Genomic DNA, 13406 nt, shown 5'->3' on the forward strand with positions numbered 1-13406 from the left:
TTTCATATGACAAGTTTCATCAACTGGCTCCACCACGACACGGCGGGGCTGTTGCTTCTTGCTGCCGTGGGCATTGCCGTCCTGCTCATCCTGATCATCAAGGTCAAACTCGAACCCTTCATTGCTCTGCTGGTGGTGGGCGTCCTCGTGGCTCTGGCCGGCGGAGTTTCCGTGCAGGATCTGGTGGGCTCAGCCACCAAGAGCAGTGACGCCATCATTGAGAAGGGTTTCGCCGGGATTCTCGGTCACATCACTGTCATCATTGGTTTGGGCACAGTGCTGGGCGCCATCCTGGAACGCTCCGGCGGCGCCGAGGTCCTCATGGGCCGACTGGTAAAACTCTTTGGCGAAAAGGGCACCCCCCTTGCCATGGGTGTCACCGGCTTTGTGTTGGGCATCCCGGTCTTCTTCGACATTGGCATCTTTGTACTGGCGCCTCTGGTGTACGTTGCAGCGGTTAGGGGCGGGAAGTCACTTGTGCTGTACGCCCTGCCTCTGCTCGCGGGACTGTCCGTCACGCATGCATTCCTGCCGCCGCACCCCGGCCCGGTAGCCGCAGCCGGTCTGTTCCATGTGGACTTGGGCTGGCTCATCATCATGGGCCTGGCCTGCGGTATCCCCGCATGGTTTGCCTCCGGAATCCTCTGGGGAAGCTGGATTGGCAAGCGCGTCATGGTCAACGTCCCCGAAGACCGCGTCATTGATGAATCCGATGAGGCAAAGCGGATAGGTGAACCTGCCCTTGGCACCGTACTGCTCGCCATCGGCATGCCCATGCTCCTGATTCTCGGTGGCACGTTCGGGAACATCTTCGTGCCCGACGGCGGATTGCGCACCGCCCTGCAGTTCGTGGGAAACCCGGCCATCGCCTTGACCATTGCCGTGCTGCTGGCCATGTGGTTGCTGGGCACCCGGCGTGGCATGAGCCGCGAAGAGTTGGCCGAGCTGACCTCCAACTCCTTGCGCCCTGTTGGCATGATCCTGCTCGTTGTGGGCGCCGGCGCATTCTTTGGTGCCGTGCTGGGAGCAACAGGTGTGGGCACCGCCGTTGCGGATTCTCTTGCCACTGCCGGGTTGCCGTTGCTGCTCTCTGCCTTCGTCATAGCGGCCGGCATGCGGATCGCTCAAGGTTCGGCCACCGTTGCCATTGTGACCACGGGCGGCATCTTGGCCCCCAGCGTCCTTGCAGCCGGGTATTCACAGCCGCAACTGGCGCTGCTGGTCATGGCCATCGCCTCCGGGTCAGTCATTGCCAGCCACGTGAACGACGGCGGTTTCTGGATCATCTCCAAGTACTTCAACATGTCCGTCAAGGACACCCTGAAAACCTGGACGGTGCTGGAAACGGTCCTGTCCGTAGTTGGCTTCGGTATGGCTGCACTGCTCTGGCAGTTCGTCTAACAGAACACAGAATACTGAACGCGAAGGCTCCCGGACACATTGTGTGTCCGGGAGCCTTCGCGTTCACGCACTTGTTCAGGTGTATTGGCCAGAGGGCCACGCTTATTTCAGTGCAGCATTGCTGCGGCCTTGCGTGAGCCGAGCTTGACGGAGATCTGCAATCCCGCCTGTGCAGCCATGGGACCCACCTCCCGCACCTTGGCGGGGGTCATGCGTGAAGTCAGTGAGGACACGCTCAGGGCAGCAACAACCATGTCATCGTGGTTGAAAATGGGCGCGGCCACGCACCGGACCTCGGGCTCGTTTTCACGGTCATCAATGGAGTACCCGCGGCGCCGCACCGAGCTCAGTTCAAGCCGGAGCAGTTCCGGATCTGTGATGGTTTTCGAGGTGATGGCTGCCAGCGGTACCGAAAGGATGGGGGCCACAACTTCCTCCGGGCTGTACGCCAAAATAGCCTTGCCCACGGCCGTGCAATAGGCGGGCATTGAGGCTCCAATCCGGGAAGCCATGCGCACTGTGGCCTGGTCTTCAACCTTGTCCAGATAGACCACGTCATGGCCTGAGAGAACCACCAGGTGGACGGTGTTCGCCGTCATGCGCATGAGGGCACGTAGTTCTTCATTCGCGGCGCTGCGCAGATCCAGGGAGTCAAGATAAGACTGGCCCAACCGCAAACTGCCAAAACCCAGCCGGAACCTACCGCTCACCCTGTCCCGCTCAATGAGGTTCTTTTCCATGAGCGGCGCGGCAAGGCGCAGCACGGTGCTCTTGTTGACGCCGGAGAGTTCCGCCAACTCTGCCAAAGCCAGGCCCTCTAAAGAGGGGTGGTCCGAGACAACCGCTAGCAGCAACAGAGCCTTACGCAGTGAAGAAGAGTCATTGCGTTTCTCGCCTACTGTGCCGCCAGTTGCCGCTGTTCCCGCAGCGTCCACGGCGGTCATGATGTTATACCTTCCACGCCAACGGCAGCATGGCTCGCACGGAGTTCCTGCTCGTAGTCGCGCTTCCAGCCGGCTATCCCGGGGCGCTGTTGCCACGGGTGGGGGCCGTCCAAAGGACGGAACGCCACTCCCATGGCTGCCAGCCGGTCCAGGTGGCTGGACTCCAGCCGGTGCCGGAAGTCACTGAAATCACGGTGATCGGGATTGGACCAGAACACCTCGGCTATGGCACTCAGCCGTGGGTATGCTGCGTAGTCCACATGACGGGCAGTGGGCAGGTGTTCGGTCCAAATGTTGGCTTGCGCCCCCAAAAGACGGCCCGGGTAGTCCCGTCCTGCCGTGTCAGGCATCGGCTCAAATCCGTACACGGCTTCCAGCGAAGTAACGAAGCCCACCGGGACAGGTTCGCCGTCGCCGTCGGCCTGCCGGTGATCAAGGTAAAGCTTGTGTTCAGGGCACATGACCACGTCATGGCCACCGGCCAAGGCATCCAGCCCGCCTTGGTATCCGCGCCAGGAATGCACCAAAGTGCCTTCTGGCAGGCCAAAATCGCCCACCTCATCCCATGCTGCACATTTGCGCCCCAAGGTGTGCAGATGCGCAGCTAGCTGGCCAATGAACCAGCCGTGCAGTTCCGCTACGGAGCCCAGACCGAGTTCGGCAGCGCGCTGGCGGGCGAACGCGCTAGATTCCCACTGATCACTTGGCACCTCGTCCCCGCCCAGGCTAATCCAGGGGGAGGGGAAGATCTCCGCAACCTCTTCGAGGACATGGCGGTAGAAGGTGATGGCAAAGTCCGTGGGCTCAAGGACCGTAGTGTTGATGCCCCACCGCGTCCACACCTCCAGTGCCGCACCGGCCGGCCCCAAATCCGGGTAGGCGGCAATGGCGGCCTGGCTGTGCCCGGGAACATCAATTTCCGGAATGACCGTGATATTGCGTTCGGCTGCGAAAGCCACAATCTCCCGCAGATCATCCTGGGAGTAGAAACCGCCGTGCGGTTGGCCGTCAAAAACCCCGGCACGCCACGCACCCAGAGATGATTCGCGCCGCCACGCACCCACCTCCGTCAGTTTCGGGTAGCGATTGATATGAATACGCCACCCTTGATCATCCGTGAGGTGCAGGTGCAGAACGTTGAGTTTGTGCATTGCGGCCACTTCAATGAACCGAAGCACATCATCCTTGGGCTGGAAGTGGCGGGCCACATCCAGCATCACGCCACGATAGCCAAACCGCGGCTTGTCAGTGATGGTCACCGCTGGCAACTGCCAGCCGCCGGCAGGGGCTACGGAAGCTTGCCGGAAGGCGCTGGTGCCCAGTAACTGCAAGAGGGTCTGTGCAGCATAAAAAGCCCCGGCCTCAGAGGAAGCAGAAATCTGCACGGAACGCTCAATGCTGAGCGAATACTCTTCCGGCGCAAGAGAGCTGTCATAGGCGAAGGTGATGGTTGCACCGCTGGCCGAGGCCGCAGGCAGATCCCAGCCGGTTGCGGCGCCCAGTGCGCGGGCCAACCACCGCCTGGCACCGGCAAGTTGCGGGCAGGAGGCCAAGGAAGTGCCAGAGTTCAGCTCCAAGACCTCTCCGGAGGGTTCGGCAATCACTGACCATGGACGGGGGACCAAGAGATGGGATGTCAAGGAAAATCCTTCGTAAAATGCAAAAGGGTGGTTTACATGTCTGCCTGCTGCAAGGTTAGCCCTTGACTGCGCCGGCGAGCCCTGACACCAATTTGCGTTGGACAGCGATGAAGAAAATCAGGACAGGAATGGTCATGATGACCGAGCCGGCCATGATGGCACCCCAATCGTTTTGATCTGGTTTGAAAAACGTCAACAGAGCCATGGGCATCGTGGAGTTTTCCTGGGCCGAGATGATGAACGTCTTTGCGAACAGGAAATCATTCCACGTGGAGATAAAGGAAAACACAGAACAGGCCACTACGCCGGGGGCGACGAGGGGGAACAAGACTGAGCGGACAAAGCGGAAGCTGCTGGCGCCGTCGAGCTTGGCAGCCTCTTCCAACTCGATCGGGACAGCAGCAACAAAGCCGCGCAGCATCCAGATGGCGAAGGGGATGGAGAAACCCATGTGGACAAGGATCAAGGAGCCCAAATGGTTCAGCCCGATGGCCGGGATCGCGTCGCCGAAGCCCTTGAACAGGAAAAACAACGGGATGGTCAGAGCCTCGATGGGCACCATCTGCGCAACCAGGATGATGATGAGCAGCTTGGTGCGCATTTTAAAGTTGTACCGGGTCAGCGCCACAGCCGCCAGAAATGCCAGCGCAGTGGAGAGCACCACCACGCTCAGTGCCACAATCAGGGAGTTCATGAAGTACTGGCCGAAATTGTTCACACTGAGCACCCGGGCGAACGAGTCAAGCGACGGGGTCAGCGTCCATGGAGTGGAGTCACCGGCGTCGAGCGCGGTTTTGGGTTTTAGCGCTGATAGAACCATCCAATACAGCGGGAACGCGACGAACGCGGCAATGATGACGCCAATCAGGTTCACCCCGATGTTCTTCGGTGGCTTCTTGGTGCTCGGAGTGCGTTGCCTGGCGGGGGCCGCGATGGGAGCCTTGATGCTGGTTTCGAGTGTGGTCACAGTACTTCACCGTTCCTTTTGAGCAGGCGCAGATAAACGAGGGTCACGACGAGCAGGATCAGTGTCATGATGACCCCAATGGCCGAGCCCAGTCCGTAGAGGCTGGCGGCGAAGGCCTGTTGATAGGAGTACACGTTCAAAACCATGTTTTGCCCCGCAATGCCGCCGCCGTTTGTCATGACGTAGATCTGGGAGAAGACCTTGAAGTTCCAGATGATGGACTGGATGGTGATGATGATGACAATGGGGCGCAGCATGGGCAACATGATCGAGTAGAAAATACGGGGGAGGGAGGCGCCGTCGAGCCTGGCAGCCTCGATGGTTTCCGTGGGCACAGCCTGGATTCCGGCATAGAGGGTCACCATGACAAAGGGGAAAGAACACCACACTACTTCGCTGGCCACCAAGCCAAAGGCCGTCCACTTCTCATAGGTCCAGGAGAAGTCGTTGAACCCGGACAGGCCAACACCTATCAGTACCTTGTTGATCAGGCCCTGGGTGGAGTCAAAGAGGAACAGCCACACGGCACTGCCTGTCACGGCGGGTGTTGCCCATGCGCCCAAGGACACGGCAAAGAGAACTGTCCGCACCCAGGGGCGCAGGCGGGAGGCGAACACTGCCAGGGCGCCGCCCACTAGAAGCGTCAGCACCACGCAGGCACTGGCGAAGATGACGGTGTCGCGCAGGACGGTCCAAAACTCAGGATCGCCCATGAGGATTCGGTAGTTTTCCAGACCAGTGAACACGAGCGGGGCGCTGCCACTGACCTGGGCCTGTCGGTAGTCGTACAGGGACATGTTGATGAGCTGGTACAGCGGATAGCCCAGGAGGGCTATCAGGACAATGAGAGCTGGAGCCAAATACAGCCAGTGTTCAACCCGGGATGCCCCGCTGACGCGCTTCTTGCGCATCAGCGGGGCAGTGGGTTTCTCGTCCTGCAGGGAAGGCGCAGCGGTGACGGGAAATTGAGTGGACATCAAAAACAGCCTGTCTGGAAGGTGGTGGGCACTACTACTTGGCTTCGAAGATCTTGTTCATGGCGGCAGCGGCATCTGCGCTCGCCGTCTCGACGTCGGCCTTCCCAGTGACAATCTGCTGGTACATGCCGGTGAAGATGCCCTTGGCGTCAATAGTTGACCAGGTGTCTGTGATTGGCACGAAGTTGGTTCCGGCAGCGATCGTGTCAATGAAAGGGGCCACGTAGGCGTTGTCCTCTGCCACACTCTTCTGTACGTCGCTAAATGTTGGCAGGTTACCCATCGCATCGAACATGGCCTGCTGGTTCTTCTTGCTGGCCAGCTCCTTCACAAAGTCAGCCGCCAGGGTATGGCGCTTGGAGCTCTTGAACACGCCCAGGTTGTTGCCACCTGCGAAGGCCGGGGCAATGGAGCCGGCGGTGAGGCCAGGAACGGGAACTACTGCGAACTTGTCCTTGAATTCACTTTCAGCAACGGCCTTGTAATTGAAGTCGCCACCAATCGTCATGGCAGCCTTGCCGGCAATGAACTGCTGGACGCTGGCGTTGCCACCAAATTCTGCGCAGGTCTTGGGCGGGCAAATATCGTCCTTGACCAGGTTCGTATAGGCCGTGATGCCTGCACGGGACTCTGCGGAGTCCAGACCGGAAGTGAACGTTCCCCCGTTATCGGCAGCAATGCTGCCACCATGGGCCCACAAGTACGGCATGGCTGAGAACTGTGAGGCGCCACCGACAGAGATGCCGAGTGTGTCAGGGTTTTTGGTGCGGATGGCGCGAGCTGCCGTCTCAATCTCGGCCAGGGTCTTGGGAACTTCGACGCCGGCCTCCTTGAGCAGGTCTGTGCGGTAGTACAGGGCCCGGACGCCCACGAACCACGGCACACCGTAGTTCTTGCCGTCAATGGCGGTTGTTTCAAGGACCTTGGGGTCCAGATCCTTGCCTTCATCCCATGCTTCAATGTCCGCAGTCATGTCGGAGAGGCCACCTGCTGTGACGTAGCTGGCCAGGTCGGTGTTGCCGAATTCGGCCACGTCGGGTGCGCTGGAAGGGTCGTTGAAGGCGGCTTTGAACTTCTCGGCGCGGGTGTCAACAGGGATGTACTGGACATCTACTGTGACGTCCTTGTGCTTGCCCTCGAAGGCGGCAATGGTGTCATCGACCACCTTTGACTTGGGGTCCTGGTTCACTTCCGAGAACAGCCAAACACGCAGGGTGCCGGTGGCCTCATCCTGGGATGAAGCAGCATTCTCCGAGGTGGGAGGAGCGCAACTGGTCAATGCCATGGCGGCCAATGCGGCCACGGCGAGGGTACGGGTGAATTTCACGGTGTCTCCATGGTTTTTGGTGGGGTGCGGTGATGACTGCAGGAACTGCAGTGAGCATGAGATGACCATAGGAGAGTGCCGGTGCGCGAATGAAGCCCAAAGATCAAAAGTTTCGCTATGCAAAACTAAGCTTCACCGGTTGGTTTTTGCAGATTGTTTGTGCTGCTCGCCACACAATGAAAATGTGTTTCATATTTACTGACTGTGAGCTGCTGCATATTTCCACAGTGGGGGACTATTGTGAAAGATTCCGCCAAAATCTGCGTAATTTTCTGCCGTCGGGGAGTTTCCTCCACTCGCTGCCGGATGTGAAAATGTGTCATCACGGCCGTGGTTGGACTCTTCTGGCAGGGCTGGAAGGTGTTTGTCCTCGCTGGACTACCGCCGGAGTGCGTTTTGTAGGGCAAAATCGGGTACCGCATAGCGCGTGCACCTTGTGCATGTCCGGAATGGGGCTGACCGGCACGGCGGACCGGCGCCTACCTAGCGGGCACTTTGACTGGGCACTGCGGCTGGGTGCTCCGCCCGCGTGGAGCACGGCATAAGCTGGGATCATGAGTGCTGCTGATGTAACCCTATGTTTCCTCCTCCGTGAAGGCCCAGCCGGAGAAGAAGTGCTGCTCGGTCTGAAAAAGACCGGGATAGGAACAGGCAAAGTGGTGGGGATCGGCGGCCATGTGGAGCCGGGAGAAAGCGTTGTCGCCGCTATCTGCCGTGAAGTCGCAGAAGAAACCTGCATAACCATTGAACCCATGGATCTTGTGCCCGCTGGGACTGTGGAGTTCCTCTTCCCGGCCAAGCCTTCCTGGGATATGTTCACCACGGTGTTCCTGTGCCGGGTGTTTGCCGGGGAGGCGCAAGAAAGCGAAGAGATTTCCCCTCAGTGGTACCGCGTCCACGAACTGCCGCATGAATACATGTGGGCCGATGCCATTCATTGGCTCCCAGCATTTTTGACAGGGGAGCGCGGCCATTGGCGGGTTGAGCTCAATGACGACAATGAGACGGTGGCTTCAAGCGTGCACACGCCACCGCGCGGAGCCGTTCCCGGGGATCACTTCGGCAGCTAGCTGATGCGGAGGCAGGTGCTGGAGCTGGTGCGGTGGTGGGAGCCGGAGGCAGGATCGGGTGCTAGGGCTTGGCCACTGTGAGCAGGAACGCCGAATCTTCGAGGGCCTCCACGCTGTGACGGGCCAGTGGAACTACCAAGTGGTCACCGGGAGATCCCTCCCAAGAAACATCGCCAGCTTTCAAAACTAGCTTTCCCGCGATGACGTGAACTGTGGCTTCGCCAGGGTTGTCATGCTCGTCCAAGGAGGAGCCTGCTGTCAGGGCCACCATGGTCTGCCGCAGAACCCGCTCATGGCCACCATAGACAGTCCGAGCGCTGCGGCCGCTGCTTTTAGTCTTCGCGGAAGCCAAGAGCTCCCGTGCCAGTGCCGTCAGGGATGACTTTTCCATGATGCTCCTTGAAGAGGTGGGTTCAACAACGTCTCTTCACAGTACTCCGAAGCCGCCATCTTCTCGCCCCACGTGGTGCGGGCGGTTGGGAGTGTCGTTATTTGTGTTGCCCGCCCGCCGGGGCTCATGGAGTTTTCCTATGCGCCAGTGAAGTGGCTGCGCGTGCGCAGCTGACACTGTTGCGCCGCGCCAGCACCCAACGTGGAGTATCTAAAAACTCGCTGGTTGCAAGCCTACAAACAGGTGTGGCGCAGCAACTGCCATCGAAATTTCGATGCAATTACTGCGCCACCGCTGGTGACAGCCGAGAATTTACGCCACGTGGCGCTCAGCAACACCGTTGTAAGCGCTCAAGGGGCGGATCAGGGCATTCGCAGCGCGCTGCTCCATGATGTGTGCCGTCCACCCGGTGATGCGTGAGGCGATGAACAAGGGCGTGAACATATCAGTATCGAAGCCCATCAGGTGGTAGGTGGGCCCGGCGGGGTAGTCAAGGTTGGGCTTGATAGCCTTGGCCTCGCCCATGGCCTGCTCCAGACCGTCGTAAAGGCCCATCATTTCCGGACGTTTGTAGTGCGTGATCATCCGCTCCAACGCAGCCTTCATGGTGGGCACGCGGGAATCGCCGTTCTTGTAGACCCGGTGGCCGAACCCCATGATCTTCTTCTTCGCGGCCAGAGCATCCTCCATCCACGCCTTGGCGCGGGTGGCGGCTTCCTCCCGCGATTCGTCGGAACGGATGCCCAGCTCCTCGAAGGTGTGCATAACTGCCTCGTTGGCTCCACCATGCAGGGGGCCCTTGAGTGCACCGATGGCGCCGGTGACGGCCGAGTGCAGATCCGAGAGCGTGGAGGTGATGACCCGTGCCGTGAACGTTGAAGCATTGAAGGAGTGCTCGGCGTAGAGGACCATGGAGACGCGGAACGCATCCACCACCTCGGGTGCCGCCTCTTCGCCGAAGGTCATCCACAAAAAGTTCGCTGAGTAGTCCAAATCCGTGCGAGGCTGAACAATTCCCAAACCACGACGGCGGCGCTGATCGTAGGCAACCACGGCAGGGTACTGTGCAAACAGTGACTGTGCCTTATCCAGCTCAGCCTCGGGGGAGGAGTCCTGTGCCAGGGCATGGTTGGCTCCCATGACGGAGACCGCTGTGCGGCCCACATCCATGGGGTGGCAATCCAACGGCAATAGGTCAATGGCGGCCTTGACGCGTGAATCCAGTGACCGGTTGGCCCGCTCAAAGGCTTCAAAAACAGTCAGTTCCTCCTCGCGGGGCAGTTCGCCGGTCCACAGCAAGAGAGCTACTGCTTCAAAAGACTTGCTGGCTGCCAGCTCTTGGACCGGATAGCCGCGATAAAGCAACGAGTTTGAGTCCGGATTGACCTTGGAAATGGCTGTGTAATCGGCAATGACCCCGGCAAGACCCTTGCGTACTTCTTCTTCACTCACAGTGTGCACTCCTTCTTCATGCGACTTTGCATTGTGGATCCCTGTAGACCTAGAGGTTCGAGTTGTTGCTTTCGATGTCAAGACTGGGAATTTGGAAGTTAAAAATCCCAGTATCGAAGTGGTTGTACGCCTCATAGTCAACCAGATCATAAAGACGGGCCCGCGTCAGCATTTGTGGCACGGAACTTTCTTGTGTGCCGTTGGCAGCAATCGCGTCCAAAACCCGCTCGGCCGCACCCATGGCACTACGCAACAGCGTGACCGGGAAAATGATCATGGCAACGCCTGCCGCGGCCAAGGCATCCCTGGTGAACAACTCGCTCTTGCCAAACTCCGTCATATTCGCCAAAACCGGCACGTCCACAGCCTTACACACAGCCTCAAACTCCGCCACAGATTTCATGGCTTCCGGGAAGATCGCATCCGCCCCGGCATCAACAAGCGCCTTGGCCCGGTCAATGGCCGCATCCAAGCCTTCCACGGCACGGATGTCGGTGCGGGCCATGATCAAAAAGTTCGGATCGCGCCGGGCATCGGCGGCGGCGGCAATGCGCTTGATAGCCGTATCCAGATCTACCATGTTCTTCCCGTCCAGGTGGCCGCAGCGCTTGGGGTTGAACTGGTCCTCAATATGGCAACCAGCCAGCCCGGCATTTTCCAGTTCTTGGATGGTGCGGGCCACATTCATGGGCTCACCAAAACCGGTATCGGCGTCAATCAGGCACGGCAGATCCGTCATCCGCGCAATTTGCCCGCCGCGGGTGGCCACCTCGGTCAACGTGGTCATGCCAATATCTGGCAGGCCCAGATCGTTGGCGAGTACGGCGCCCGAGATGTAGACGCCGTCGAACTTCTTTTCCTCAATGAGCCGGGCTGAGAGCGGGTTGAAGGCGCCGGGGAACTGGCGTGCCGCGCCCGGAACAAGCATGGCACGCAGATCCCGGCGCTTCTCTTCAGCAGTTTTCTTGGAGTACAACATGTTAGAACAGGCCCTTGGGTGCGTTGGTCAGATTCACGACGCCGGGAGCTGCCTGAATGTTCAACTGGTCCAGTTCTCCTGCGGCCAAGTTGGGCAGGTTCTCCGCTGCCGCGATGAAACGGGCAATCTCGGCTTCCTCCACGAGACCGGTGGCCAGGGTGCGGAACTTGTTGATGTACTGCGCGCGAGCGAAGGGCCGGGCGCCGAGCGGGTGGGCGTCTGCCACAGCAATCTCATCCGTGATGACCGTCCCGTCGGTCAGGGTGATGACAACTGAGCCGCCGAAGGCCTTCTCGGAGATGTCCAGGGAGTGGTAGCGGCGCGTCCACTCTGCGTCCTCCTCCGTGGTGACCTTGTGCCACAGCTCCACCGTGTCGGGGCGGGCGGCACGCTCGGGGGCGTAGGAGTCAACGTGGTGCCAGGAACCATCCTGTAGGGCCACGGCGAAAATGTACGGGATGGAGTGGTCCAGGGTTTCCCGTGAGGCGGTGGGATCGTACTTCTGCGGATCGTTGGCGCCAGAGCCAATCACGTAGTGCGTGTGGTGGCTGGTCTTGATCAGGATGCTTTCAACGTTGGCCGGGTCTGTGGCTTCCGGGTGTTCCTTGTTCAGCTTGCGGGCCAGATCGATCCAGGCCTGGGCCTGGTACTCGGCCGAGTGCTCCTTGGTGTACGTGTCCATGATGGCGCGCTTGGCTTCGCCGTCGGCCGGCAGCGGCACGGTGTACGCGGCGTCGGGGCCATCCAACATCCAGGCGATGACGCCGTCTTCGCCCTCGTAGATCGGCACGGGGGAGGTTTGTCCGCGCATGGCACGGTCGGCAGCCTCAACAGCAAGCTTGCCGGCAAACGCGGGGGCGTGGGCCTTCCAGGTGGAGATTTCTCCCTTGCGTGACTGGCGGGTGGCCGTGGTGGTGTGCAGGCCCTGGCCGACGGCCTGGAAGATGGTTTCAACTTCAAGGTTCAGCAGGGTGCCGATACCCGCTGCCGCGGAGGGGCCGAGGTGGGCGACGTGGTCGATCTTGTGTTCATGCAGGCAGATGGCCTTGACCAGGTTCACCTGAATCTCGTAGCCGGTGGCGATGGCGCGGACAAGGTCCGCCCCGTTGGCGCCGGTGTGCTGGGCGACAGCGAGGATCGGCGGGATGTTATCTCCCGGGTGGGAGTAGTCGGCAGCCAAGAAGGTGTCATGGTAATCGAGCTCGCGCACGGCCACACCGTTGGCCCAGGCCGCCCATTCGGGGGAGACCTTCTCTGTGATGCCGAAAACAGAGGCGCCGGTGCCGCCGGTTGAGGGTGCGTGGGTCAGTGCTTGGGCGCGGGCGGCCACGATGGGGCCGCGGTTCAGCGAGGCGATGGCGACGGAGGCGTTGTCAATGACACGGTTGATGATCATGTCGGTGACCTCATCCGTGACGGCTACGGGGTCCGTGGCAACTTTGGCGATCTTGTAGGCCAGCTGGTCCTCGTGGGCCAGGTTCTCTTCGCTCTTGTACACGCGCACAAAGTGATCGATGGTCATGATGTTCCTTTTCGCTTCGGTGAATCAAAAATGGGTGAAAACTTTGGTGAGGTAAAAATCTTTAGGCAGCCGTGCTCAATAAGTGGCGCAGGCTGTTGTCTAGATGGACGGTGGTGGCGGCACTGGCCACCGCCGGGTTGCCGTTGGAGATCGCCAGGGCAATGGCAGCATGTTCCCTGGCAGCATCGCGTAGCCGGGCCGGGTTGTCCTTGCCCAGGCGCCGGACACGGACTAGATGAACGCGCAGGTTTTTTAGAGCTTGCGCCAAATAGTGATTCGCCACGGCGGCATCCACCGCCGCATCCAAGTCAGCCGCCAGCTGGTAGTAGTCCGCGCGGGTGGGGTCTTCTTCTGTGATGAGCTCCCCGGCGTTGGCGAGCTGGCGGTGCAGGGCTCGAAAAATTTCCGGTTCTCCCCGTTTGGCAGCCAGCTCCGCAGCCCGGCACTCCAGCGCTGAGCGTAGTTCAAAGAGCTCATCGAGATGATCGAGGGAAATTTTACTGACCACCATGCCACGGCCGCTTTGCGGTTCCGCCAATCCCTCCGCCGTCAGTTTGGCCAAGGCTTCGCGGATGGGGGTGCGGGACACTCCCAACCGCTCGGAAAGCTCAACTTCGCCCAGCACCGTCCCTGGTGTGAGGCGCCAATTAATGATGTCGCTGTGCAACGTTGCATAGGCGCGATCGCTGGCTCGCACGGTTCCTCCCAGTCGCCGGAATGTTTTGCTTATGACATA

The 13406-nt window shown here is 60.0% G+C and carries 12 protein-coding genes; 2 read left to right on the top strand and 10 right to left on the bottom strand.

Translation table 11 applies throughout. From position 1 onward, the window contains the following. The first annotated feature begins 6 nt into the window (after window positions 1-6). Entirely contained in the window at window positions 7-1401 is a 1395-nt protein-coding gene (locus ABIB48_RS00095; protein ID WP_110105984.1) for a GntP family permease, read from the top strand. 107 nt (window positions 1402-1508) lie between these two features. Here ABIB48_RS00095 and ABIB48_RS00100 read toward each other — a convergent pair whose 3' ends face one another. From ABIB48_RS00100 to ABIB48_RS00120, 5 genes are all read right to left on the bottom strand, one after another. Then, window positions 1509-2345 (bottom strand): IclR family transcriptional regulator, encoded by an 837-nt coding sequence (locus tag ABIB48_RS00100; protein WP_110105985.1) that lies wholly within the window; start codon window positions 2343-2345, stop codon window positions 1509-1511. Then, complete coding sequence (locus ABIB48_RS00105) at window positions 2342-3985, bottom strand: beta-N-acetylhexosaminidase (protein ID WP_315915655.1); 1644 nt, start codon at window positions 3983-3985, stop codon at window positions 2342-2344. The genes ABIB48_RS00100 and ABIB48_RS00105 overlap by 4 nt, the downstream gene beginning before the upstream one ends. Window positions 3986-4040: 55 nt before the next feature. Next, complete coding sequence (locus ABIB48_RS00110) at window positions 4041-4865, bottom strand: carbohydrate ABC transporter permease (RefSeq protein WP_354211983.1); 825 nt, start codon at window positions 4863-4865, stop codon at window positions 4041-4043. 83 nt (window positions 4866-4948) lie between these two features. Next, a complete protein-coding gene (locus ABIB48_RS00115) occupies window positions 4949-5929 on the bottom strand; it encodes a carbohydrate ABC transporter permease (protein WP_110105987.1) in 981 nt (326 codons plus the stop codon). A gap of 34 nt (window positions 5930-5963) precedes the next feature. Further along, a complete protein-coding gene (locus ABIB48_RS00120; protein WP_354211227.1) occupies window positions 5964-7256 on the bottom strand; it encodes an extracellular solute-binding protein in 1293 nt (430 codons plus the stop codon). A gap of 554 nt (window positions 7257-7810) precedes the next feature. Here ABIB48_RS00120 and ABIB48_RS00125 point away from each other — a divergent pair. Beyond that, on the top strand, window positions 7811-8326 hold the full coding sequence (locus ABIB48_RS00125) for an 8-oxo-dGTP diphosphatase (protein WP_354211229.1): 516 nt from the start codon (window positions 7811-7813) through the stop codon (window positions 8324-8326). A 61-nt stretch (window positions 8327-8387) separates the two neighbouring features. On the opposite strand, the gene ABIB48_RS00130 is transcribed toward ABIB48_RS00125, so the two are convergent. The 5 genes from ABIB48_RS00130 to ABIB48_RS00150 form a co-directional block, all read right to left on the bottom strand. After that, a complete protein-coding gene (locus ABIB48_RS00130; protein WP_354211231.1) occupies window positions 8388-8717 on the bottom strand; it encodes a cupin domain-containing protein in 330 nt (109 codons plus the stop codon). A gap of 312 nt (window positions 8718-9029) precedes the next feature. Next, complete coding sequence (locus tag ABIB48_RS00135) at window positions 9030-10169, bottom strand: bifunctional 2-methylcitrate synthase/citrate synthase (protein WP_354211233.1); 1140 nt, start codon at window positions 10167-10169, stop codon at window positions 9030-9032. A gap of 49 nt (window positions 10170-10218) precedes the next feature. Next, the gene (gene prpB / locus ABIB48_RS00140; RefSeq protein ID WP_354211234.1) at window positions 10219-11148 is read right to left on the bottom strand and encodes a methylisocitrate lyase; all 930 of its coding nucleotides are present in this window, start codon (window positions 11146-11148) and stop codon (window positions 10219-10221) included. Window position 11149: 1 nt separating this feature from the next. Beyond that, window positions 11150-12670 carry an MmgE/PrpD family protein gene (locus tag ABIB48_RS00145; RefSeq protein WP_354211236.1) on the bottom strand — a complete coding sequence of 507 codons (1521 nt, stop codon included), beginning with the start codon at window positions 12668-12670 and terminating at the stop codon, window positions 11150-11152. A gap of 61 nt (window positions 12671-12731) precedes the next feature. Next, a complete protein-coding gene (locus tag ABIB48_RS00150) occupies window positions 12732-13367 on the bottom strand; it encodes a GntR family transcriptional regulator (protein WP_354211238.1) in 636 nt (211 codons plus the stop codon). Between the last annotated feature and the right edge of the window lie 39 nt (window positions 13368-13406).

The organism is Arthrobacter sp. UYCu511 (assembly GCF_040547105.1).
Classification (GTDB): Bacteria; Actinomycetota; Actinomycetes; order Actinomycetales; family Micrococcaceae; genus Specibacter; species Specibacter psychrochitiniphilus.

Excerpts from the sequence above, each read along its gene's own strand:
- ABIB48_RS00100 (WP_110105985.1), bottom strand. The coding sequence starts at position 2,345 with ATGACCGCCGTGGACGCTGCGGGAACAGCGGCAACTGGCGGCACAGTA.
- prpB (WP_354211234.1), bottom strand. The coding sequence starts at position 11,148 with ATGTTGTACTCCAAGAAAACTGCTGAAGAGAAGCGCCGGGATCTGCGT.
- ABIB48_RS00130 (WP_354211231.1), bottom strand. The coding sequence starts at position 8,717 with ATGGAAAAGTCATCCCTGACGGCACTGGCACGGGAGCTCTTGGCTTCC.
- ABIB48_RS00115 (WP_110105987.1), bottom strand. The coding sequence starts at position 5,929 with ATGTCCACTCAATTTCCCGTCACCGCTGCGCCTTCCCTGCAGGACGAG.
- ABIB48_RS00125 (WP_354211229.1), top strand. The coding sequence starts at position 7,811 with ATGAGTGCTGCTGATGTAACCCTATGTTTCCTCCTCCGTGAAGGCCCA.
- ABIB48_RS00145 (WP_354211236.1), bottom strand. The coding sequence starts at position 12,670 with ATGACCATCGATCACTTTGTGCGCGTGTACAAGAGCGAAGAGAACCTG.
- ABIB48_RS00095 (WP_110105984.1), top strand. The coding sequence starts at position 7 with ATGACAAGTTTCATCAACTGGCTCCACCACGACACGGCGGGGCTGTTG.